At 39.1% G+C, this 25,876-nt stretch carries 18 protein-coding genes; 1 reads left to right on the forward strand and 17 read right to left on the reverse strand.

Annotated features, from left to right (window positions below):
- Positions 1 to 108: 108 nt before the first annotated feature.
- The 17 genes from TEGAF0_RS04230 to TEGAF0_RS04305 form a co-directional block, all read right to left on the reverse strand.
- Positions 109 to 1,323, reverse strand: a complete 1,215-nt coding sequence (locus TEGAF0_RS04230; protein ID WP_264900328.1) for an efflux RND transporter periplasmic adaptor subunit — start codon at positions 1,321 to 1,323, stop codon at positions 109 to 111.
- 26 nt (positions 1,324 to 1,349) lie between these two features.
- Positions 1,350 to 5,726, reverse strand: coding sequence for a CusA/CzcA family heavy metal efflux RND transporter (locus tag TEGAF0_RS04235; RefSeq protein ID WP_264900330.1), 4,377 nt, complete (start codon positions 5,724 to 5,726; stop codon positions 1,350 to 1,352).
- 262 nt (positions 5,727 to 5,988) lie between these two features.
- Positions 5,989 to 6,309 (reverse strand): DUF6660 family protein, encoded by a 321-nt coding sequence (locus TEGAF0_RS13605; protein WP_438946655.1) that lies wholly within the window; start codon positions 6,307 to 6,309, stop codon positions 5,989 to 5,991.
- An 82-nt stretch (positions 6,310 to 6,391) separates the two neighbouring features.
- Positions 6,392 to 7,174: a hypothetical protein gene (locus TEGAF0_RS04240; RefSeq protein WP_264900332.1), complete on the reverse strand. Its 783-nt coding sequence runs from the start codon at positions 7,172 to 7,174 to the stop codon at positions 6,392 to 6,394.
- 20 nt (positions 7,175 to 7,194) lie between these two features.
- A complete protein-coding gene (locus TEGAF0_RS04245; protein WP_264900333.1) occupies positions 7,195 to 9,468 on the reverse strand; it encodes a copper-translocating P-type ATPase in 2,274 nt (757 codons plus the stop codon).
- Between the two features lie 20 nt (positions 9,469 to 9,488).
- On the reverse strand, positions 9,489 to 11,756 hold the full coding sequence (locus TEGAF0_RS04250) for a multicopper oxidase domain-containing protein (protein ID WP_264900335.1): 2,268 nt from the start codon (positions 11,754 to 11,756) through the stop codon (positions 9,489 to 9,491).
- Positions 11,757 to 11,767: 11 nt separating this feature from the next.
- Positions 11,768 to 12,715, reverse strand: a complete 948-nt coding sequence (locus TEGAF0_RS04255) for a DUF2231 domain-containing protein (RefSeq protein WP_294993937.1) — start codon at positions 12,713 to 12,715, stop codon at positions 11,768 to 11,770.
- 21 nt (positions 12,716 to 12,736) lie between these two features.
- Complete coding sequence (locus TEGAF0_RS04260; protein ID WP_264900339.1) at positions 12,737 to 13,306, reverse strand: DUF2911 domain-containing protein; 570 nt, start codon at positions 13,304 to 13,306, stop codon at positions 12,737 to 12,739.
- 21 nt (positions 13,307 to 13,327) lie between these two features.
- Positions 13,328 to 13,900, reverse strand: coding sequence for a class I SAM-dependent methyltransferase (locus tag TEGAF0_RS04265; protein ID WP_264900342.1), 573 nt, complete (start codon positions 13,898 to 13,900; stop codon positions 13,328 to 13,330).
- A gap of 272 nt (positions 13,901 to 14,172) precedes the next feature.
- On the reverse strand, positions 14,173 to 17,340 hold the full coding sequence (locus tag TEGAF0_RS04270) for an efflux RND transporter permease subunit (RefSeq protein ID WP_264900344.1): 3,168 nt from the start codon (positions 17,338 to 17,340) through the stop codon (positions 14,173 to 14,175).
- A 92-nt stretch (positions 17,341 to 17,432) separates the two neighbouring features.
- The gene (locus TEGAF0_RS04275) at positions 17,433 to 17,861 is read right to left on the reverse strand and encodes a hypothetical protein (protein WP_250685644.1); all 429 of its coding nucleotides are present in this window, start codon (positions 17,859 to 17,861) and stop codon (positions 17,433 to 17,435) included.
- A 40-nt stretch (positions 17,862 to 17,901) separates the two neighbouring features.
- Positions 17,902 to 18,894: a heavy metal-binding domain-containing protein gene (locus tag TEGAF0_RS04280; RefSeq protein WP_250685645.1), complete on the reverse strand. Its 993-nt coding sequence runs from the start codon at positions 18,892 to 18,894 to the stop codon at positions 17,902 to 17,904.
- A 21-nt stretch (positions 18,895 to 18,915) separates the two neighbouring features.
- Positions 18,916 to 19,266 (reverse strand): heavy metal-binding domain-containing protein, encoded by a 351-nt coding sequence (locus tag TEGAF0_RS04285; protein ID WP_250685646.1) that lies wholly within the window; start codon positions 19,264 to 19,266, stop codon positions 18,916 to 18,918.
- A gap of 24 nt (positions 19,267 to 19,290) precedes the next feature.
- Positions 19,291 to 19,740 (reverse strand): nuclear transport factor 2 family protein, encoded by a 450-nt coding sequence (locus TEGAF0_RS04290; protein ID WP_178887970.1) that lies wholly within the window; start codon positions 19,738 to 19,740, stop codon positions 19,291 to 19,293.
- Positions 19,741 to 19,759: 19 nt separating this feature from the next.
- Entirely contained in the window at positions 19,760 to 21,439 is a 1,680-nt protein-coding gene (locus tag TEGAF0_RS04295) for an efflux RND transporter periplasmic adaptor subunit (RefSeq protein WP_264900349.1), read from the reverse strand.
- The gene (locus tag TEGAF0_RS04300; protein WP_264900351.1) at positions 21,436 to 22,626 is read right to left on the reverse strand and encodes a TolC family protein; all 1,191 of its coding nucleotides are present in this window, start codon (positions 22,624 to 22,626) and stop codon (positions 21,436 to 21,438) included. Before TEGAF0_RS04300 ends, TEGAF0_RS04295 begins: the two co-directional genes overlap by 4 nt.
- A 90-nt stretch (positions 22,627 to 22,716) precedes the next feature.
- Complete coding sequence (locus tag TEGAF0_RS04305; RefSeq protein WP_264900353.1) at positions 22,717 to 23,247, reverse strand: hypothetical protein; 531 nt, start codon at positions 23,245 to 23,247, stop codon at positions 22,717 to 22,719.
- 423 nt (positions 23,248 to 23,670) lie between these two features.
- Here TEGAF0_RS04305 and TEGAF0_RS04310 point away from each other — a divergent pair, with 423 nt between their 5' ends.
- Positions 23,671 to 25,872 (forward strand): TonB-dependent receptor family protein, encoded by a 2,202-nt coding sequence (locus TEGAF0_RS04310; protein WP_264900355.1) that lies wholly within the window; start codon positions 23,671 to 23,673, stop codon positions 25,870 to 25,872.
- The last annotated feature ends 4 nt before the right edge of the window (positions 25,873 to 25,876 follow it).

Consider the following 25,876-nt stretch of genomic DNA (forward strand, 5'->3'; position numbering starts at 1 on the left):
TATCCATCGGTGTATTTTTAAAATGTTTGGGTAGAGGAGCCCTGCCGCTCAAGGTTTCCCATTTTCATAAATGAGGCAAACAAAGCAGGGCTCCGACCCATCCTATTTTTATTCTTCTTCCTCTACATTATTCATCTTCGACAATAAATCATAAGCTCCGTTAATCACCACGCTAATTTTCCTGTTAAACCCTCCTGGTAAAATCACTTCGGTATAACCATTTTCTGAAACGCCAGTCGTCACTTCAATTCTTTTAAACAGAATATGCTTTTCTGTAGCGACTTCATTTTTCCCATCGGCAGGTTTCTTTTCACTATTCTTTTCATTTGCTACTATAAAAATGTAAGATTTCCCTGCTGATTGAACGATAGCTTTATCAGGCAGCGCAGTAGTGGTAGCAATACCTGTTTCTACAATTCCCTTTAAATACATCCCTGGCAACAGGTTATTATCTTCCTGAGACAGATGTCCATGAACCCTAACCGTTCTTTCAGCGCTGATTTCACGACCAATTAAATGCACATCTGCAAACCGCTCCTTTGTTTCATTATTCAATAAAAAACGAATTTTCTGACCAATCTTTAATTTCGGAACATCCTTTTCAAAAATGATCAGTTCTGCATGAAGGTGACGGGTATCTACAATTTCAAATAGTTCCTGGTTAGCGTTTACAAACTTCCCTATATTCACCAATACTTTAGTAACATAGCCCGATATAGGAGCATAAATATTTGCCCTGCCTGAAATGTTTTCCGGGTTGATTTTCTCAGGATTGATATTGATAAGCCCTAGTTTTGATTTTAATCCCTGTACTCTTGCCGTCATACTGTTATACTCGCTGCTGGCTTTTTGCAAGGTTTTTTTTGCATTTACATTTTCTTTTGCCAACTCTTGTTGTCTTTCTAATTCTTCTTTCAGGTAAATCAACTGACTTTTATAATCCAGATAATCCTGCTGAAGCTGGATAAATTCAGGATTCTCGAGTACGGCGATAACTTCACCCTTTACCACGGGCTTCCCCTGCAGCAAATCGGTATTTTTTAATGTGCCTCCATAGGGAGAAGAAACCGTTAATAGCTGTTGCGGAGGAACATCCAGTACTCCTGTAGCCTTGATAACGCTGCTGAGTTTTTTTTCTTCTACAACACCATACTGAATGTCGACTGTTTTAAACTGGTCTTCCGACAAGCCCACAATATCTGCTTCTTCAGTTTTCGTTACTTCAATCGGAGCTGCTTCTGTATTTCCTTTGGAAGAGCAGGATGAAAGCCATATAGTAGCCGCTGTAAGTATAATAAGTGAATTCAAAAATTTCTGTTTCATATTAATTTTATTTTACCCCGTTCTGATTAATTGATGCCACCGATAAATTCGATAGCAATGACGGTTTGATTATATTGATTTAAAAGTTTGGTATATCCCTGTTTTACAACAACGGCATTATTGAGTGATTGTGTCAATTCATAATAACCGATTTCGCCGGCAGTAAAAGCTCTTTGTGCCTGCGTAATGATGAGATTGGCCTGCGGCAAAGCTGTATTTCGGTAATAGTTTATTTGAACTTTTTGTTTTTGCAATTCTCCAAACAGTGTTGTTAATTCACCTTGCAGGGTGAATTGATAATTGGTCAGTTCTGCTTCACGGCGCACCCGGTTTACTTCTGCCGCTTTTACTTTTTCTTTTTGCGCCCTGGCAAATATGGGAATACTGATGCCTAAATTAACTCCTTGAAAACGACTGCCAACACCATAATATTTATCAACTCCATTCACAGTTTGATACCCTACTAAAGACTGGTTGAAATAGCCTACCGAGAAATCTGGTCTTAATCTTGACTGCTCAACAGCTTTCTCTTTGTTTGCAATATCAATCTGCTGTTTAATAAATGCAAGTGTGGGGTTAGCTGCAATGGCAGCGGTATCAAAATTTACCTGTATCCGCTTTTCAACAAGTAATGTGTCGGCAATTGACGTAACAGAAGAATCTGCAGTGAACACTTTCAGACGATTTAATTCAATCCGGTAATCTTCTTCTGCACTTCGCAATTGCGCTTTTATCTCATTTACCTTGCTTTCAGCATTATAATTTTCTAATGCATTTGTTTCTCCAGTTTTGTATCGCAATGCCGAAGATTTCAGTATATTTTCGTAAATGGATAATAGCTCTTTCAGCAACCTTATTTCCTCAATCCAAAAGATCAACTGGTAATACGATATTTTTGTGTTCGCTGCAAGTTCAGTTTGATAAATTCTCAATTGCAGTTCACTACTTTTGATATTTGATTCAGATAGCTTTATGAGACTTTTAAAGTACCCTGGATTCAGTATGCCCTGATTAATGCTGAAATTATTATCATAGGCAATGCGACTATTGTACTGACCAAACGTTACACCGAAATTTGTTTTGCCATAATCTTTTACTGTCTTTTTCAACTGCTGCTGGTAACTTATATCCAGCGTTCCTACTTTAACCAAAGGATTATTCTTCATAGCTGATGCAACAGCATCACTAAGATTGATAACTATTTTTGGCTGTTGTGCATTTGCAGCAAATGATGAGGTTAAAAACAGGATGAGTAATGAAGCCACCCCTTTCACCACATCAGACTTCATCATTTTTGGTTTTATCTTCTCAAACCATGTATATAATACTGGTAAAACCACCAACGTAAGAAATGTGGCCGTAATCAATCCTCCGATTACAACCGTTGCTAACGGCTTTTGCACTTCTGCTCCGGAACCTGTTGACAATGCCATTGGCAAAAAGCCTAATGAAGCAACCGTCGCAGTCATTAATACCGGTCGCAACCTTATAGAAGTTCCCTTTAAGATGATTGCATTTATATCTGTCATACCTTCCTTTTTTAACCGGTTAAATTCACTGATTAATACAATACCATTTAATACCGCCACACCGAATAGCGCAATAAAACCAACACCAGCCGAAATACTAAATGGCATTCCCCTTAACCATAAGGCGAATACACCGCCAATAGCACTCATCGGTATAGCTGTAAATATGAGTAAGGAATATTTAATTGAACCAAAGGTGAAATAGAGCAATAAAAGTATCAGCGCTAATGCGACAGGTACCGCCACTGATAATCGTTTATTGGCCTCTTCAAGATTTTTAAACTGCCCGCCATAAGTAATAAAATATCCAGGAGGCATTTTTACCTGTTTCTCAATTTTATCCTGGATTTCTTTTACAACTGATGAAATGTCCCGGCCTCTTGTATTAAAGCCAACAATGATTCTTCGCTTGGCATCTTCACGTTGAATCTGGTTAGGACCTAACTGCATATTGACATCGGCTACCTGCTCCAATGGAACTTGGTTGCCATCAGGTGTAGCAATAAATAATCCTTTAACATCATCAATACTCTGGCGGCCTGTTTTTTCTAGCCTTACCACCATATCAAAACGTTTCTCGCCTTCATAAACAATACCTGCGGCTTCACCTGCAAAAGCAGCGCTGATGGTACGGTTTATATCTTCTACATTTAAACCAAATTGCGCAATCTTATCACGGTTTAGTTTAACCATAATTTGCGGCAGACCAGTCACCTGTTCTACATATAAATCTTCTGCACCTTTTACTGTGGGTACAATCACACCGATTTTTTTTGCCAGATCTGCCAGTACATCAAGGTCTTCCCCAAATATTTTAATGCCTACATCCTGACGGACACCTGAAATCAATTCATTAAACCGAAGTTGTATCGGCTGCGATAACCCATAGGAAACACCGGGTATTTTCTCCAGCTCTTTCTGCATCATTTCAGCCAACTCTTCTCTGTTATGTGCACTGGTCCATTCCTTTTTATCTTTTAAAAGGATGGTAATATCACATGCTTCTATGGGCATAGGGTCGGTAGGTATTTCAGAGGCACCAATCTTTCCAATCACTTCTTTTACTTCAGGAAATTTTTTCATCAGTAAATCCGAAGCCTGCGTTATTTTATCAATTGTCTGGCTTAACGAACTACCTGTCAGCAACCTTGTTTCTACTGCGAAATCTCCTTCTTCTAAAGTGGGAATAAATTCACCTCCTAATGTTTTGAAAATAATGAGGCTGATTATAAATACACCAACAGCAATACTCACTACCAGTAATTTCATCTTAAGTGCCCCACGTATTAATGGGGTGTAAAGCCGCTGGAAAAACTTCATCATTTTATCGGAGAAGTTTTCCCTGTGGCTAATTTTTTTACTGAGAATTAAGGCGCTCATCATAGGTACATACGTAAGCGACAGTAAGAATGCCCCAAGAATGGCAAAAGATACAGTTTGCGCCATCGGGCCAAACATTTTTCCTTCGATACCTACGAGTGCCAGAATAGGTAAATAAACGATCAATATAATTATTTCACCAAAAGCAGCACTATTTCTAATTTTCGAAGCCGACTCAAATACTTCTGTATCCATTTCTGCCTGTGTTAGCCTTGTATTTTGCTTTCGCAAGCCGAGGTGGTGCATGGTTGCTTCTACGATAATCACCGCTCCGTCCACAATCAAACCAAAATCAATAGCACCTAAACTCATCAGGTTACCAGAAACACCAAACAGGTTCATCAACGAAATAGCAAAAAGCATGGCAAGCGGAATGACGGAAGCCACTATCAACCCGGAACGGATATTGCCAAGGAAAACCACCAATACAAAGATTACAATCAACGCACCTTCAATAAGGTTAGTTTTTACAGTTCCTATCGCCCTGCTAACTAAAGCGCTTCTGTCAAGAAAGGGTTCAATGACCACACCTTCAGGCAAACTTTTCTGAATCTGTAATATTTTATCTTTTACACTGTTAATTACAATACTGGAATTTGCTCCTTTCAACATTAAAACAATACCACCAACTACTTCGCCTTCTGCGTTACGGGTTAACGCACCATATTGCGTGGCATGACCCAACTGTACCATTGCAATATCTCTTATCAACACGGGTGCGCCACCGGAAGTTCTTGTAACAACAATTTTTTCTATATCAGAAATTGTTTTAATAAATCCTTCACTGCGGATAAAATAAGCATTGGGTTTTTTATCTATATATGCACCGCCAGTATTCTGGTTATTTTTTTCAAGAGCATTAAATACATCCGCTATCGACAAATTATAACTGCGAAGTTTATCTGTATTCAATGCAATTTCATATTGCTTTAAAAGACCGCCAAAACTGCTTACATCAGCAATACCGGGTGTCCCAAGCAACTGACGACGGACTATCCAGTCCTGAATCGTTCGAAGCGACATGGCGTCATATTTATTTTCATACCCTTTTTTAGCATGTAAAACATATTGATAAATTTCACCTAATCCCGTAGAAATAGGAGCCATCTCAGGATTGCCGATGTTATTGGGTATTTGGTTGCGGGCTTCTATCAACCGCTCACCTACTTGTTGACGAGCCCAATATATGTTAGCATCATCATGAAATACAACAGTAACTACGGATAATCCAAATCTGGATATGGAACGGATTTCCTGCACTTCCGGAATTGTGGCCATAGTTTGTTCCACCGGGAATGAAATAAGTTGTTCTACTTCCTGTGCCGCCAATGATGGACTCAACGTAATTATCTGTACCTGATTATTTGTAATATCAGGAACGGCATCAATCGGCAATTTATTGGCCGAATAAACACCCCATATTATTAATGCGAGTGTAAAAAGGCCAATGACCAATTTATTTTTAATGGAAAATTGAATGATTCTATTAAGCATATTTCTATTTAATGTTTTGAAACAAGACGATAATACTTAATTATAATTCCGACTATCGCCATCAGCATTATAATGCCAAGCACTATCAGTGTACCAGTTCTTATAACCCTCATCCACAAGGGCTTTACAGGGTCTTTGATCCTGCTGTAAACTGGTTTACTGCGGGTAATTGACCTTTTTTTATTAGTCATAACCACATGGTAAACGAAATGATAAAAATGTAGAAACCAGCGCATGATAACTGCACTGAAATAAGAAAAAATTAAGCAGTTAGCTTTGGAGGCTGCCAGATAGAATAGGAAACTTCTGAATTAAAATTTTCATCATCAAGGGGATCCTTTTCAGATCGAAAAATAATTTTTACGAACTGTACCTTACTCAGAGGATGATAAAAGGCTGTCGCTGCACAGCATGAACAGGTGCAAAAAGGCGTGCACGCTTCTTTCGAATGATTATGTGCCTGGTGATTGGCGGAAGCTGAAATTTTTGATTCTGATTTTGCATTGCATTCCGTGCTGTCGCTACACGCAAGGCATGACAGGTAGAGCAGGGAAAAGCCTAAAAAGAAAAATAAAAATCTCATTACTGTAAAAATAGCAGGATATATTGCAATTTTTGTAGAAACAGGCTCCTAAAATTGCAATATGGTTGCAAAAGATGGAAGATTAGGTTATTTTTTCCGATTTCGCAATTCGCCTCCCCCATTTTGAGCTGATAAAGAATAATGCAAACCCACTTATCACAGTGATCAATCCAAAAATGGAAAATATTCGAAGCAGCCAGTTACCGATATGATCCCTACTTTCATAATCCATCGTGTGCATCATCCACAGAAAATCAAATATTCTCCATTTATTATTCCTGAATTTTTGAATAGTTCCTAATTCACTGGCAACGTAAACAGTCGTTTTTGATGGATGTTCAAAGGTAATGGCATAGGCAGGCAGAGGGCTTTCCCGATATTCATGATGACCACTTGTGCCAGTTAAGTATTCAACTGATTTTACTTCGGGTTCTCCATTAAATCTCATTTTAGCTACATTAACCGCTTCTTCTTTTGTCAATGGTCCACGAATCCGACCTGTTTCTGCATCGGCAAGATGATTCATTACCTGCGTCCCATGTTCATCATTAGTTTCATTCTGAATGGTACTTATACAACGAACCTGGTAAAAAGGCTTGCCCAAAATTTCAATCAATTGAATGGAGACAACTGAATCAATACGATGAATCATTTTTATTGTATCCAGCGCTACTGTAGGACTGACCAGAGAAATATCAGAAGAGAGAAGCGTTGCATTTTTCTTTTGAATGTCACCATGCACTTCATCCATATTGCTCCAACTGAAATATAGGCCACCAATTGTCCATAATAAAAACTGAATGCCTAAAATAACACCGAGCCAGCGGTGTATTTTTCGTATGTAGTAGTGTTTACTTTTTGCCATAAACAATATAGGTTGTTGATTTATTTTATTTTTAAAAGACTTGCATTAATAGCCACCACAACCGTACTCACACTCATTAAAACGGCACCAGCAGCAGGGCTTAACAGGATTCCCATTTTGTAGAGTACCCCCGCCGCCAATGGCAAGGCTACTATATTATAACCCGTAGCCCAAATCAAATTTTGAATCATTTTTCTATAAGTGGCCTTGCCAAACCGAATTAATGAAACAACGTCTTGCGGATTGCTATTGACCAATACAATCCCAGCTGTTTCCGCTGCAATATCAGAACCAGATCCAACCGCAATACCGATATTAGCCTGTGCTAAGGCAGGGGCATCATTGATACCGTCTCCTGTCATCGCAACAAACTCTCCTTCTTCCTGTAATTCCTTAATTTTTTCTAGTTTCTGATGTGGTAACACCTCAGCAAAGAAAAAATTCATACCTAATTTACGGGCAACTGTTTCAGCCACTCTTCTATTATCACCTGTAAGTAATACTGATTTTATATTGTCAATACCCAAAGCACGGATAGCTTCTGCTGATTCTGGCCGAATATTATCTGACAAAGCAATATAACCGGAAAGTTGATTATTTATCAAAACAAATACGACGGTTTCAGAAGCATCAGTCATATAGTCCTCGGGTAATTTAACATTCGACTCTTTAAGATATCCAGGACTCACAATTTTTATATCGTAACCTTCTATAGTTGCTTCGACTCCCTTTCCTGTAATGGCATTAAAGTTGCCTACAACTGGAATTTGAATCGATAAGATTTTTGCTTTCTGCATAATTCCTGTGGCAATAGGATGTTCTGAGTTCTGTTCCAAAGCAGCTGCATATTTTAATAATTCATGTTCAGAAAGACCTTCAGTTAATGAAACAATCTTAGAAACTTCAAATTTCCCAACTGTCAGCGTTCCGGTTTTATCAAATACCAACGTTGTTATCTTTCTTGCATTTTCAAAGGCTGTTCTGTTTTTTATCAGTAACCCATGTTTTGCTGATAGTGCCGTTGATTTTGCCACTACCAGTGGAACAGCTAATCCCAGTGCATGGGGGCAGCAAATAACAATTACTGTTACCATACGCTCAATGGAAAAGGCCAAATCTTTTCCCGATAAATACCAAACCAAAAAAGTAGTGATACCTGCCACAATCGCAACCAACGTAAGCCATCTTGCTGCCCTGTCTGCAATTAATTGAGTTTTGGATTTTGATTGTTGTGCATCCTGAACCAGTTTTATGACCTGCGATAAGTAAGAATCTTTGACACCATGTGACACGGCAACTTTTATAGCTCCATTACCGTTGATAGCTCCTGCAATCACTTTATCTCCCTTTGATTTTTCAACAGGTTTCGATTCACCTGTAAGCATGGACTCATTTAGGTAACTTTCCCCATCTATGATAATTCCATCGGCAGCAACCTTCTCCCCAGGCTTGATAAGAATCACATCATTTTCTTTCAGTGAATCAGTTTTTACTTCAGTTATTGTATCACCATTGATTAAATGAGCGTCATCAGGCATTAACTGTACCAGTAATTCAAGTTCCCTTGATGCACCAGCTACAGATTTCATTTCTATCCAGTGCCCTAATAACATGATAAGAATGAGTGTTGCTAATTCCCAAAAGAAATCCATGCCCTTTAACCCCAGTACAATTGCTAGGCTATAGATATAGGCTATAGAAATAGCAAATGCGACCAATGTCATCATTCCGGGATTTTTTGCCCGCATTTCTCCGGTTAACCCTTTGAGAAATGGCCAGCCACCATAAAAGAATACAACCGAGGATAAAATAAGTAACACATAGTTTGAGCCAGCGAAACTGATGTGAATATTCAGCCAATGTTGAATCATTTCTGAAAGCAACATGATAGGAACCGTAAGAATCAGCACAACATAAAACCGTTTTTTGAAATCTGCGATACCGGAGGAATGAGCTTCATGTCCACCATGCATAACAGGTTTTGCAATTGGCACAAGCGACATACCACACAGAGGGCACTGACCAGGACCATCGTGTATGATTTGAGGGTGCATGGGACAAGTATACTTTTGGAACCCTTGAGCATTTCGCCGTTCAACAACATACTCTTCATGAGAAGAGGCCTCTATTATATTGTCTGTATGCAGATGCTGCAACTGGGAATGTTCTTTCTCGTTTGCATCAACAGGGACGAGATTCATTCCGCATTTGGGACAATTGCCGGGTTCGTCCTTCACAATTTCAAGATGCATTGGGCAAGTATACCGCTGCTCGTTGTGGTGGTTATGTTTCATAAAATATTTTTATTCTCATTTCAATAATGCCATGTTAATCCAATTCCCCATTTATAATCACTGTCATAATTTGTGCTGATGGAAAATGATTTAGCTATCATATATCTAGCTGCTACATTATATTCTTTATCAGTATTTACTCTGAAATCAAAAAAGAAATTATTACTTAGGGGCAAATCTCTTCTTTCCAATTGTAATCTTAAACGACCTGTATGGTCAACCCTCCATTCTGAACGGATAAGCATAGGCAATAAATAATAAAACCCTGCATCAAAAACCCTACGGTTATCCTTTGAGTTGGGTTTGTTTGCCAATGGCAGCGTTTTATTTTTCCTGTAATCATAGCCTATATAAAAAGCGAAGTATTGTTTTTTATCGAGGTAACGTAGTAAATGCGTTTCCGTTTCGTAATCACCCTTCCAGCTTGCCCTTCCCTCGAATTCCAAAGCCATCTTATTATTTGAAATATTTCCACTCAGCCATGCACCTTGAGAGTGTACTGACAAATCGTACCATGGATAAAGAACATTATCCTCTTTTTTTAACTTTCGGTATCCGTTTTTTGCAAATTCATTTTGCTCACTTCTCTCATAGCTTACAATACGGGCCATCCCTGCCATCATGTGGTATAAAATATGGCAATGAAAAAACCAATCCTGCTCTTCATTGGCATCAAATTCAATAGTTACAGTTTCCATTGGCTTGATATCGAATGTGTGCTTGATGGGCGAATATTCACCCTGAGTATTGATGAAACGGAAGAAGTGACCGTGCAAATGCAATGGATGCCGCATCATGGTATTGTTGGTTAAAACAAATCTTACCCTTTCTCCTTTTCGGATAAGTATTTTATCGGCAGTTGATAAAGTTTTAAAATCAAATGACCAAACATACCGCAGCATATTGCCTGTGAGTGTGAGCTTAACTTCCCTTGGTAGTAAAGAGGAATCTAATGTGGTTGGATGCAGAGCCCGCAACATGTTGTAATTAAATTCACCCGGTATCTCCATTTTCATATCCATGCCTGCCATATCATCCATCTTCATGCCTTCCATATGCTGCATACTCATTTCTTTCTTTTTGGCTATAGTATCAGCAGGCATACGCATATTCTTCATGTCCATGCCCTGCATACTGCCCATATCCATAGTCTTCATGTTCATACTACCCATTTGCTGCATCATCTTAAAATAATTCAGCCTTGGAATATCGGGTGCTTTAATGACAGGGCCGTTGCCAAAGAAAGCGGACGAATATCCCATTACATCCCAAGAAGTAGCCCTTAGTTCTGCACTGCCTGTTTCGGGCACTGTAATCAATACGTCGTAAGTTTCTGCAATAGCAATTTCTAGTTTATTTACACTAACAGGAGTTACATTAATACCATCAGCGGCAATGATCCGCATATAACTGTTTGCATATTGTAGGTTGAAATAAGTTGCAGCCGACCCGTTGATAATCCTTAGCCGGATTATTTCTCCCGGCTTTGCATCTTTAAATTCAGTTGTTTCCTGCCCGTTTAATAAGAATTTATTGTAGTAAACATCAGATACATCCATGGCGGGCATACGCTGCCATTCCTGTTTCAGTTTATCTTTAAATGCACCTGCTGCAATAGCTTCTCCATAGCTCTGCAATGCACCCTTTTTTATAGCATACCATTCGCCTCCCCGTTTCAGGTAACGCATTACTTGGTGTGGATTTTCATCTGTCCAGTCGGATAATAATAATACATACTCTTTCAATTGCGGCTCCGGCTGGGCAGGGTGGATTACAATAGAACCATATAAACCACTTTGCTCCTGTACCATAGTGTGTGAATGATACCAGTAAGTACCGCTTTGTATCAATGGAAAAGTGAACGTATAAGTTTTGCCAGCTTCCACAGGAGAAGTTGTTAAATAAGGAACCCCATCTTCTTTATTGGGTAATAATATGCCATGCCAATGGATAGATGTTTCCATCTTCATCATGTTATGTACCCTAATGATAGCAGTATCGCCTTCAGTAAATTCAAGAATGGGCGCCGGTATTTGTCCATTGATTGCAATGGCATGGCGATGCTTACCGGTAAAGTTCACCATGGTATCGGTTACATATAAATCATACTCCACTTTTTTTCCCGTGTAAGCCATTCCTGATTTAATCCTTGCTGATTGCAATGGATAATTGTATGAAGTTTTTTTTTGCATCACCGAATCTTTGCCCGTACTCTTGTGCATGGAGTGGTTGATTTGTGCCATACTGCAAAAAGGAATCAACAATAAAAAAAAGAATAGCTTTTTCATTGTGAAATATTTTATTGTTTAACCGGTTTCTTTGCTTTTTTCCGGGCAGGGTTGTTATCGGGGAAGCGGAAGGTGTCCATTGGGTTTTTCATCGGCATATTCATCTTGTCCATGCCAGGCATGTTGTTCATGTCTTTCATATTCATGGATGAGTCCATTTTCATTTTATCCATTCCCGGCATGTTGTTCATATCTTTCATGTTCATGGAAGAATCCATTTTCATATCCTTCATGTCTTTCATCTTATCCATGCCGGGCATATTTTTCATATTTTTCATTTTATCCATCCCCGGCATATTCTTCATGTCTTTCATCTTGTCCATTCCTTTCATGTCCTTCATGTTCTCCATATTCTCCATGCCTTTCATCGTATCCATTCCAGGCATATTCTTCATCCCCGGCATGGAATCGTTCATGTGTGTATCGTTCATGTGCGTAGTGCTGTCTGCATCCATATCCATGCCTTGCATATCACCTGAATGGTGTCCATCGCCTGCATCATGGCCTTTCATTAAATACCTGCCCATTGGGCCTACACCGGCTACATGGGTAAGTTTTGCCCCATGATGCCCCGCTATGGATAGGAAAATAGCAGCGATGACTGCGGAAAGCAGAACGATTAGTTCGTATAGCCTCCTGTTAATCTTAAAGAAAATGCCGATACTTTTAAGCAATAAAGTAATACCAGACATCCACAAGGTTAATTGGGCATATTTCTCATGTTCTTCAAATATTTCCATAGCGGCCTTTGGCGCATCAGCAGAAGGCATGGCGTGAAAAATGGTACTGGCCGCAAGCGCAGAAAAAAATGCGGCTGCCATTATGAATAATGTGGCCCAGCGGATTTGCCGCCAATGGGGTTTCCATACAACCACTACCTGGAAGGCCGCTGCCAGTAATATGAGCACAATTGGGAAATGTACTACAAGGGGATGGAGCGATGGAAAATCTTTAAACATAGAAGATTAGTTATTGATGAACTATTTTAAGAATCTGAAATCAAACTCAACTCTTATCTTTTCCCATGCTACAGCAACCTTGCCAGTTTCGCTTTTTCCTGTTTCAATAAAATATTGCAACCGCTCTGTATGATTAACTTTTTTCGGTGTCACCTTAATCCTGATAATATCATCCTTTTCATCATACTCTGTGGCAAGATGCTGTTTCCAATTTTTATTAATAATCAATGTCCATTCCTTTTTACCGGGAATAGTGAAGAAGGCATATTTACCGGCAGGAATTTCTTTACCATTAACGATAAATGGTTTCGGCATTTCCAATGTAGTGGCATCATGTGCGCCGGTTACCCATACTTCATCATAAGGAACAAGGCCACCCCAGATAATTCTTTTACGAACGCCGGGAGAATGATAATTGATTTTTATACTATCGCCATTGACGATAGCGAAAGCCATGGACTTAATACTTTTTTTAGCCGTGTCTTTAACAAGGTTGGGATTGTAGCAAACCTCTTCTTTCTTTTGTTCTTGTGCTGTTACTGAAAATGCTGTTGCAATTATTAAAAGCAGTAAATAAAATTTCTTTTTCATGAGATTGTTTTTTATTTGTATTTATATTTTTTCCGCACTTATTATTTGTACTTCTCCAAACATGGTTTTGAAATGCTTTTTAATTACTACATTTTCAAACCCTGCATCCGAAATCAACTCAGGTAATAATCCTTTAGCATTTGCATCTGTTGATTTAAATCCATCCAGGCCTCTTATTATATTGAAAAGCGTTCTTTGAATCCATGACTTAGAACGGCCAAAATCTGCAATAAGCAACTGTCCGTCTTTATTTAAAACCCGGAATATTTCTTCCAGCATATTTTGCTTTGTATCTGTATCAAGATGATGAAAAACCAGGCAGGATATTACTCTGTCAAAAGCATTACGCTGAAAGGGAAGCTGCTTTCCATCATAATCCAGTAAAAAAATATCTAAGTTCTTTTCTTTTACTTTTTGAGTTGCCCTGTCTAATATTTCTCTATCCACATCAATCCCTGTCACCTTTGCCCCAGGGCACATTTCTTTTACCATAATAGTCAGCGTAGCTGTACCGCACCCAAAATCCAATACTTTTATTCCTGCCGGAATATTTGCCGCTTCAATTAATGCCTGTTTAATTTTCCTCTCGGGCATTGTGATATTTATCAAAAAATCATACAGTGGCGTAAGCCATTTGAATCGAAGTGCCGGAATGTATTTTGCTTGCTCCACTACAATACTTTTTAAAAATTACTCTAATTAAATGCTTCTTAAAACGGAGTTATCAGTTGGTGGGTGCGGAAACCCTGCTCCAGAAACTGTTTCATTATAAATAAGGAAACCAAAGCAGGGCTCCGACCCATGTTATTTAATCTTCTCCTGTACTCCTCATTTTAATATCAGCATATTTATTCGTTACCATCGCTTTAATTCAACTCCTTTTTTTCCTGCTCTTCCAGGTATTTCTTTAAGGCTTTTTCGCCAAATAGTTTAAATACAACAGGAGTTACAATCATATCTAATAATGTTGAACTAACCAATCCACCCAAAATAACGGTAGCAACAGGGTAGAGAATTTCTTTACCCGGTGCTGTTGCATCCATTGTTAATGGTATCAAAGCAAAAGCTGCAACCAGCGCCGTCATTAATACCGGCACTAATCTCTCCAATGAACCACGGATAATCATTTTGTCTCCAAACACTTCTCCTTCGTGTTGTACCAAATGGATATAGTGGCTTATCATCATAATGCCATTTCTTGATGCAATACCTGTAAGCGTAATAAAACCAACCATTGTAGCAATAGAAAAAACACCTCCCGTAAGCATTACCGCTATTACGCTGCCTATTAATGCCAATGGAATATTGAGCATTATCTGCAAAGCAATACGACTGCTTTTGAAATGGCTGTACAGGACTAAGAAAATACCTGCTATTGAAAAGATACTGAGTATGGTAATTAATTTAGAGGCTGATTGCTGGCTTTCAAATTGTCCTCCCCATTGTAAATAATATCCTTCCTGTAAAGGCAAATCTTTCTTTACGGTTTCCTGCATTTCTTTTACAGTGCTGCCAAGGTCACGGCCCTGCACATTGGCAGAAACAACTATACGCCGCTGCGTATTTTCATGGTTAACTGCATTAATACTGTTCTCCAATTCAATCTTTGCAATTTGACTCAGCGGTATTAATGAACCATCCGATGCTGCAATCTGTGTATTGCGGATTGCTTCAATATTTTTTCTTGTACTGTCATCAGTTCTTAAGACAATATCAAAACTTTTTTGGCCATCAATTATCTGGCTCACTACTTTCCCATTATAAAATATTTCCAGTTCATCCGCCACATTTCCCACCTGTAAGCCATAACGCTGCACAGCCATACGGTCAAGTTTAATCATCAATTGCGGTACCATTACCTGGTTCTCAATCTGCACATCAACCACACCCGGCACATTGGAAATAATTGATTTTAATTGTTCAGCATTTGAGCGAAGCGTTAATAAATCATTACCAAATATTTTAACAGCAACCTGTGCTCTTACTCCGGAAAGTAAATGGTCGAGCCGGTGAGATATGGGCTGACCAATATTTATGGATACCCCTTTTAATACGGAAAGATTATTTCGCATCTCTTCCAGCACTTTTGCCCTGCTTCGTCCACCGGGTTTTAATGCCACTTCAATTTCAGTTGAGCTTGGTGGCTCTGCATGTTCGTCTAATTCTGCCCTGCCTGTCCGGCGGGCAGTTAGAGCAACTTCGGGTACTTTCAGAATTTGTTGTTCAGCGATTGTACCCAGCTTGTTACTTTCTTCTAACGAGGTTCCTGCCGGAGCTACCATGTTCACTGTATAACTTCCTTCATTAAAGGGTGGTAAAAATTCTGTACCAAAAAATGGGATAATGCTGATGGAAGCAATGATTAATGCAATAGCCACACCGGTTATTGTTTTTGGACGCTTTAACCCAAAATGCAGTAGCCTGACGTCTTGCTTCTTAAGCCAACGAACAAGGGCACTATCTGGTTCATGTACCGCATCAACAGTGGTTCCCTTTTTTTTGCGTTTCCAAAAGGCCAGGTTGATATGGTGTAAATGATTTTTCTTTTCTAATAAATAACTGCACAGTGCCGGTGTAACGGTTAGTGACACTACCAATGATGCCACAATAGAAGTAATATAAGCAATTCCAAGCGGGGCAAATATCCTTCCCTCAATTCCCTGTAAATAGAACAGTGGAATAAATACCAACACTACAATGATGGTGGCATACACTATTGAATTTCTTACCTCACTGCTGGCATCATAAATTACTTTGAGTAATGGCTTCGGTTTTTCGCTGAGCCAGTTTTCTTTCAATCTTCTATAAACATTTTCAACATCCACAATGGCATCATCCACTAACTCGCCGATAGCAATTGCCAATCCGCCGAGAGTAAGGGTATTGATGGAAATATCAAAGAACTTAAAAACAATCGCTGTTATAATGAGCGACAGCGGTATTGCTGTAAGTGTTATGATTGTAGTACGAAAATTGAGAAGAAAGAGGAAGAGAATAATTATTACAAGAATGAACCCATCCCTTAATGCTTCTTCCACATTGGTAAGGGAGTTTATAATAAAATGTTTTTGCTGAAAAACATCTGTATTGATTTGAATATTTTTTGGCAGGGATGCCTTTATTTCTTCGATTGCTTTTAATGCTTCTGCAGTTACATCAATAGTACTGCTGCCCGGTTGCTTCTCAATGCTAAGTATCACGGCCGGTTTTCCGTTAAATGAACCATCACCTCTTTTAATTGGCCCGCCAAATTTTACTTCCGCAACTTGCTTTAGCAAAACAGGGGCTGCATTTCGGTTGCTTACAACAGTATTCGCTAAATCTTCTAATGTATTGGCACGGCCAATATTTCGGATAAGTGTTTCTGAACCTTTATTATCAATAAAACCACCGGTGGTATTTTGATTGGTTAATTGTAAGGCATTATCAATATCATCAATGGCAAGATTATACTGCCTTAATTTTTCACTTGAAATTAAAACCTGGTACTGCATTCTTTCGCCGCCAATTGGTATCACCTGGCTTACACCTTTTACACTCATCAATCTTCTGCGGATGGTAAAGTCGGCCAATGTTCTTAAATCAGCAGGCGAGGTGGTATCACTGGTAACAGCTACCATCATTATCTGCCCCATGATGGAACTGATGGGCCCCATCACTGGGGTAATGCCTTTTGGTAATTGAATGTTCTGTAGTTTCTCAGCCGTTAATTGTCTTGCACGGTACACATCAGTGTTCCAGTCAAACTCAACAAACACCATTCCCAGTCCCGGTGATGCGACAGAACGAACTACTTCTACACCCGGCGCACCATTTAATTGTGTTTCCACCGGCAGGTTTACCTGGCTTTCTACTTCTTCAGGCGCCATACCATTGGCTTCTAAAAATATGGTTACTCTCGGTCTGTTCAAATCAGGTAATACATCCACCGGAAGATTAACCAATGTAAATACACCATACACCATGAGCAAAGCAGCCATTGATACCACCAGCATCCGGTTCTTCAGGGAAAAATGAATGAGTCTGTTCAGCATAAAATAAAATCTTTAATTGCCATTATACGATCTAAGGCAGAAGCATTATAAATCATAGCAGGCAGTATGCCCGCTATGATTTGGTACCCGTTTTAGTGTTGATGATCATGTCCATCTGCTGCAGGCTTATCCTTTACCATAAGGTCAAAAGAAGCCGATGCGGTTTTGTCCCCGGTTGTAAAAGTCACAATGGCCTTGTTGTACTTTTTGGCCTTGTCAAGGGTGTACATAAACCCTTCGTTTCCACTTGGGGTTAATGTGATGGTTGAAGTTTTTCCGTCTGCCATTTGAATAACAGCTGTTCCTGTTACACCTTTATTCTTTATTGCTTTCTCATTAGCATCCAGCAAATAGGCCATTACCATACCGTCTTTTACACTTACTTCAATATGAAATCCCCCGGCCGACTTAACTGTTCCACCATGTGGTGAACCATGTTTATGGTCGCCACCACTATGCTGTGCAAATGTTGTAAAAGTTGCTATCAGCAGTACTGTCATCAGAATTGTTATCTTTTTCATTGTTTTAAATTTTAATGTGTATACTTTTTTTGTTTAAAAATTAGTGTTTCATTTCTTTCATGCCATTACTATTATCGTTCATGTTTTTCATGTTAGCTGCTGTCCCTTCTGCTACATTCATTACAAAATCACTTGTATAAATTTTACCCTTGCTTTGAAATTGTATCCAGCCACGATATACACCGGGTTTTTCAAACGTAGTATGTAAATCGAATTTTCCACCTTCTACGCTTGGGTGTACATGCAAATATTTTTTATCGGTAAGGCTTACTACTACCATGTGGGCTTTTGCTCCAAGGTAATCTTCTAAGGTTGTTACATCTACTTCTTTACCGTTTAGCATTACTACTCCATTAATGTGCATGGGCATATTGGTTAAAAACTTACCACCCTCAGGAGTAAGTAAGACAGAAAATCCATCCCCGGCGGCGCTGGTTAGTCTATCTGCTCCATACACTTTTGCTGCTGGCACTGTACCTGCTACACTTACATTTAAATAGTCAACCGTATGATTGGCACCACTTGGCTTATAGTCAGCAAACAAAGTGTACTTGCCTGGAGCCGGAAATTTTTCTTTCACTGTGTAAGAACCATCTGCGTTGAGTTCAGGATGTATATGGTCAAACCAACTAAGGTCATCACTAACAACAATGAGGTGTATTTTTTTGGTGTGCTCTACATCCAATGGAACCTGCTCAGTAGGTTTATCTTTTATTTTTGGAGTCATGGATAAAGTAACTTCTTCTCCGGGCTTAGGAGATGTCGGGCTATATGTAAACTGCATACTAACATTGTTTGGACCACCAGCATTGTCATTATGCTCCAGTTTCATGCCGCATTTTGGGCAGGTATCGCCTTCTTTGCCTGTTACTTCCGGGTGCATAGGGCAGGCATAAATATGGTCACCACCTTCATGCGACATTTCTGTTTTTGTTGAAGCGTTTTTTTTATCGCCACTGTCATTGCATGCTGCAAAGACCACGACAGAGCTAATAGCGAAAATTGCCATCGTAATTTTTAACACTTGTTTCATTTGCTTTATTTTATTGAATAGTTAATTGTGATCATGACCCTTATGATTATCTGTCGAGTTTTTTGCCTTCACTTTGGTCAGGTTCATATTGCATTTAGGACATTTTCCTGCCTTATTGTAAGTTTTATCACCCTCACATTTCATGGGGCACTGGTAAATGGCATCGACCTGTTTTGGCAGAGCCTTCAAATTCATATTGCATTTAGGGCATTTACCTGCTTTATCATAGGTTTTATCGCCTTCGCACTTCATCGGGCATTGATAAATAACTGAATCGGCGACTGCAGTTTTATTTTTTGTTGATTGTGCATTTACAGCAGTAAAACTAAAAACTGCTATTGCCAGTGAAAGGATAACGCTGATTTGTTTCATTTTTTCTTTTTTATAATTTGAGATTTATTTTGCTTTCCTAAATGAAGAATGTGTTTGCACAATCTTCCAGCCAGCTTTTGTTTTTCTTAAAACTGAAGTAGCTACTCCCTGACTTTTTATTTCCTTAGCATCTTTAGCAAGAACGATAGTATAGATATACGTTTCCGTTGAAAAAGCATATTCACCTGCCATTGTTACATCTACTTTATAATTACTGAAAGTGAAAGATTTGAACGCTTTCAGTTCGGGCCCCAGATGGTGTTCCAGATAATGACCAATTGTGCCTTCATCGCTCGCCTGTTCATACACTTTAGAGTCTTTTACAAAAAGATTCACAACACCGGCGGTGTCTAATTTTTCAATTGCTTTTTTGTAATTGTTCAACACTGCTTTTACAGCTTCATTATCGCCGCTTTGTGCAAAGGTTGCGGTAAAAGTTGCCAGTAGCAGGGACATCATTAATAACTTTTTCATGTTTGTTTGTTTATTTTGGTTATTGATTTAAATACATCATTTTCATTTGATACACATTGGCAGTAACAACTCTTTCGCCGTCTTCAGTACCCTTGGTGACAACGGTAAACTTATCATTGCTTTGCCCTTTAACTATGAAGCTGATACTATACTGTTCAGCTTTATCTTTTATAAAAATGGCCGGCTTACCATTCACATCAGTAATTGCTTCATTAGGTATCACTACCTGCCGGATGACATTATTTCCTGTCATCCGCACATTTATATTCTCACCAATTTTGAACTGCCCTCTTGGGTTGATGATTTCAAATACGACTTTCTGAGATTGGTTACCTGTATTTACTGATTGGGCAGTGCTGATCACTTTCAATGTATAAACCAGTGTATCTGTATTTGAAATGGTGGTAAACCCTGTTGCTAGTTTCAATTTTTGAGCGTCACCTGCAAATACCTGGGCTTCCACAAATACCTGATCAAGATTGGTTATTTCAAATAAGGTTTCTCCGCTGTTTACCACAGCGCCAATTGCATAATTAAATGTGCCAACAACACCACTAACAGGAGAAGAAAGGCTTATAGTTTTTGTATTACCGGTATTCTTTCCGGTATTGGCATCAAAGAGTGCCTTATTTTTCTGGGCACTTTCTAAACGGGCTTTGGCCTCGGTAATATCTTTCTTTGCGGCAATGTCTGCTATACCCAACAACCTGTCATATTGCGCTTTGGCAGCTTCATATTCTGCATTTACACTGTTACTTTGGGCGTTGATACTAATTTGCGTCCCGGCATCAACCTGTTGTTCAATTATTGCAACTACTTGTCCTTTACCAACCTTCTGCCCCGGAACTACCCTTAATGAAACGATTTTACCTGATTGCGGCGTTTGTATGACTGCCCGGCCCTGCGGAGCTGCATTTACTGTTCCTAGTAAAACGGATGATTCATTAAAATCACCTGTGCTAATTTTCTGCGTTTGAATATTAAAAAGGAATTGTGTTTCCTTTTCAACTATAAAGGTGGTGGAAGAGCCACCGCCAGTTTTACCTGCCGCGTCACCATGGTCTTCACCACCATGTGCAGATACCGGATTGTAAGTGGCTGTTGGCAAAAGACAAAAAAGAATAATTGCTCCCGTAATTATTTTCCTGCTGCGACCTCTGGTAACAAAGAACATAACAAGCAAGCCGGTCAGCATACCAATCAAACCAAAAAACCAATTGCTGCTATACCAATGAGAATGCGGGGTGCTTTCTGTTGTAACTGCTGCAGTCAATTCTTTCCCTATTTCAATATTGTTTAGTTGAATTAAATCAATGCCTGCATAGCTATTGATATTGAGTACAAGATTGTATACTTTCTTTGCTGGAAATGTGGTTTTCAATTCAAATACACCCCTATCAATCCTTGTAACAGTAATCTTTATATTGGGATTGTCAGCTACCGTTACTTCCAGTTTAGCACTGTCAATAGGGCTATTGGTATTGTATTCACTTAAATATAAACGAAGCGATGCTTCCTTGCCCGGCACTATCGGGCTGTACTTTAACAATACCTCATAGACTTCAGAAGCAGCCTCAGAGGAGAAATAACTTGCAGGTGATATAGCTGTTTTTTTAGCATCACCATGGTCTTCGCCGCCATGTGCAAATGTAAATACCGGCAATAGCCCCAATAAAAATTGAATGATGATTCGTTTCATAACTGACCCATTAAATATTTGTGATTGATAACGCTGAGATTATAATTTCGTACTGCTTCCAGGTATTTCTGGTAAACAGTGTAAGCATCGTTGCTGTTTCTTAGTAAACTGATATAATCAATTTCACCACTCACAAAAAAGCGTTGTGAAGTAGTAATCACTTCCTGTGCTTTTCTTAACCCTGTTTGTTGATAATACTGAACAGACTGCCAGTTGGTTCTCATTTCGCTGCTTGTATTAATCGTTTGTGCAGATAAGTCTTGCTGCAATCCCTGCTGTTTGCTTTGAATAACCTGTTGCTCCGTTTTGGCTGCATTGATATTACTTTTATATTGTCCGAACCATAACGGAATAGTTACGCCAACCCTGAAACGATTCAACCATTTCGTATCCCTTTCGCCCTGGTTGAAATAACCAAAAGCCAATCCAGGTAGCGCTTTGCTTTTTTGCAATGCAATATTTTGTTTGGCTACATTCTCCTGCTGCTGTAATATCTGTAGGGCAGGATTTGCAAATAACGCTGTGGAATCAGGCGCAAGAGATAACTGTACCTGAGAAAGTGAAATAGCAAGTGGCTCTACTGAAATAGGATCTTTAATGCCTGTGAACCATTGCAACTGCGCCTTTAAAGAGGAGGCTCTTACAAGCGACTGTTGATATTGATTATGAATTTCACCATACTGTGTTTCAGCAAATGTTTGTTGCAGATAATCTATTTGCCCAGCTCTGAACTGGCGGATGGCAGACAGCTTTATTTTTTCGTACAGGGTATCCTGTTTGTATAATTGTGAGGCTAGCGAATCAGCGTATTGTATTTCTAAGTATAAGACTTTAACTCGATACTTTAACTCTGCTTCTGTTAGTTGCTTTTCTTTTTGCGCCACACCAATTTGCTGCTTTTGCAAACGGTACTGATTACTGTACACGGTGGGGAATTCAAACGACTGCGTAATGCTACCGGTATAAAAGTTACCTGTAGGGCTTTCCCAAAAGAACTCGGGATTAGGAAGATTGATGGCTGATTTCAGTAACTGCTGCTGTTGTTTTACTTGCAGTGATGCAGCTTGGATATTCTTGTTATTAGCCAATGCCTTAGACACAGCTTCATCTTCTGTGAGCACCTGCTGTGCCGATGCCGAAAAACTGATGAAGCCTGTAAGAAAAACTATGATACGATATCTGAACATAAAAATTGATTACGGTAAAACAAATAGCCTCATATTGCAAAACGCAAATGAAGTTGGATGAAGCAAAAAGCTTCACCTGTTTTACCATAATCAAATCTGGAAACGCTGAATCGCTATGCGTATTTCAGTCGGTGGGGGGTAATAAAAACGAACCTTATAATGGACAGGAAAATCCTTGACAGCCGCTGAGAAATCAATATTAAAATAAGTACTAAGAATTGCCACAAATACCGGCACATTGATACCAGTAGTATTTACGGAAATATTTTTATCCAAATCTTGAAACTCGAGTACTTCATTGGTGCAACATCCGCCATCCTCTTTTGTAAGTAAGTTGTTGCCATCAACGGGAATTAGTGTTGTGGGCTCACTATCATGTTGGTGATTAATGCCATTTTCATGAACATGATTTGTTACTGTTGCTGTTTCCTTTTCATGAACATGGTTTTTCCCATCCTTGTGAATATGCACTTCTGCAGACGCTTCAGTTTGGTTATGATGAGAGGAAGAATTAAAACCCATATCTACACCTATAGCACAGGCAAAACCCACTATTGTATTTGTCGCAAATACAACCAGCAGGAACAGCGCTTTCAGTTTTATGGATAAACTCCGTTTCATTTATGATGGCTAAAATAAGAGTTTTTAGCGAACCTCTACTCCTTTTAAAGACAAAGATATGGCAGAATGGTTTAGCAAATTTGTAAAATTATAGACAATTTTTATAAAATTTTGCTACCACTTACAGCTATTCTTGCTTGGCTTTCCCGTTGAAAATGTAGCATTTACGTCAGCTAAACGTGTTTTTACCCCTTTTTTCCTGATAGCCTCACGCCACTCAACTAAAATTACTGAATCACCGAATTACTATCATATAATAACAGCCGCATGATTTTAATAGTATAAGTTAAATGAAAAATAGGTTGCCTGTCTGCTATTTATTGACTAAAACCTAACTATTTCCGCATTGCATAACTCTATTTCCCTTTTACATAAGTGGTATTATACAAGGCATCTGCAATTTTGCAATTCAAAATCATACTTATGAGTAAAAGAGCGCTTGTTTTGTGTTTAATGATATTGGTATTAAATGTAGCTACCGGGCAACCCAAAAAAGGAAAGATTGATACACTACTCATAAAAAGCTTGCCCGATGTGACCGTAGTGGGAAGAAACAGCAAAAGCGATTATCAGCAAATGCCGGAAATTGTTGGCACTAATATTTATGCAGGTAAAAAGAATACACTGATTGTACTGGACAATGTGCAGGGCAATGTAGTAACAAATAACATGCGACAGGTACTGGCAAAAGTGCCCGGAATCCATATCTGGGAAAGCGACCCCAGCGGAATTCAGATTGGTATTGCTGCCCGTGGGTTAAGCCCCAACCGGAGTTGGGAGTTTAATGTGCGTCAAAACGGATATGATATTGCTGCGGATCCTTTTGGTTATCCAGAAGCATATTATAATCCGCAGCTACAGGCTGTGCAACGGATAGAAATTGTAAGGGGACAGGGGTCTTTGCAATATGGCCCACAATTTGGCGGATTGGTAAATTACATTCTCAGAAATGGTAGTGAAATAAACAAACCTTTTGAATTTGAAACACAGCAAACAGTTGGAAGCAATGGCCTATTCAACAGCTATAATGCAATAGGTGGCAAAAAGGGCAAAGTGCATTATTATACATTTTTTGATCATCGTAATGGAGACGGATGGAGAGAAAACAGCCGCTATTTTACCAACGCAGGCTATGGTACTGTAACCTATAATTTCACAACAAAATTTTCATTAACGGCTGAAGTTATGCGTTCGCATATCCGCAGTCAACAACCAGGTGGTTTAACAGATGTACAAATAATGCAGGATGCCCAACAAAGTTTCCGCGGCCGGAATTGGTTTGACATAACCTGGACAACCCCTGCATTAATCGCCAACTTTCAAATAAATGAAAACACCCGCTGGAATACCAAATTATTTGGTACCATCGGAGACCGAAACAGTGTTGGATTTTTACAATCCATCACTACCAAAGACAGTATTAACCCTGCAACACTTAGCTACAACAACAGAGTAGTGAATCTTGACCAATATAGGAATTATGGTCTGGAGAGTCGTATCATTACTGATTATAGACTTGGTAAAATGAAAAATACTTTATCTGCTGGTATCCGTTTATATACCGGCACTACCACCAGGCAAGCCGACGGTAAAGGAACAACAGGTACAGGATATGATGTTACCATAACCGGTAATTATCCCCGTGATATTATTTTTAAGTCCAGAAACACAGCTGCATTTGCAGAAAATATTTTTCGCATAAGCGATAAGTTTTTGATAATACCCGGAATAAGATATGAATGGCTGGAAGGTTCATCTTCCGGGCGAAATGGATATACATCAGGCGGTACAGAAATAATCTTACAAAATATTACAAGAGATAGAAGTTTTATTCTCGCTGGTGTGGGAACGGAGTACCATGTTACCAGATATACTGAGGTATATGCAAATTTTTCCCAGGCTTATCGCCCTATTCAGTTTGCAAATTTGCAAGCTCCACCTACAACCGATGTGGTTGACGCAGATTTGAAAGATGCAATGGGATACAATATTGATTTAGGCTACCGTGGTAAAGTGAAAGATTTTCTTCAGTTTGATATAAGTGGATTTTACTTACAGTATGATAACCGTGTAGGGACAATTACTGTTAGCGGAACACCTTCATACCGGCTTATTACTAATGTTGGCAGCAGTACCAGCAAAGGGTTTGAGGGGTATGTAGAATTTAATCCTTTCAGGGCATTCGGAAAAAACAAGGATGCAGATTTAATTATTTTTGGATCTTACGGATATACAGATGCTAAATACAGTGGCAACCATAAAGATGCCAGTACAAAAGGTAAGAAAGTGGAGAATGCACCCACGAATATTTTCCGTAGCGGAATAACAGGCGGTTACAAAGGCTTTTTATTAACTGTACAGATTAGCAATGTAGGAGAAACCTTTAGCGATGCCAATAATACAGTTACACCTTCGGCAAATGGCAACAATGGTTTAATACCGTCTTATACTGTAACTGATTTAACAGCTACTTATAAATTTTCAAAAGGGCTAAACCTAAAAGCAGGAGCAAATAATTTATTTAACGAAAGATATTTCACCCGCAGAGCAGGTGGTTATCCGGGACCAGGTGCTTTACCGGCTGACGGAAGAACATTCTTTATATCTGTTGGAGCAAAATTTTAAACGA

The organism is Sediminibacterium sp. TEGAF015 (assembly GCF_025997995.1).
Taxonomy (GTDB): Bacteria; Bacteroidota; Bacteroidia; order Chitinophagales; family Chitinophagaceae; genus Sediminibacterium.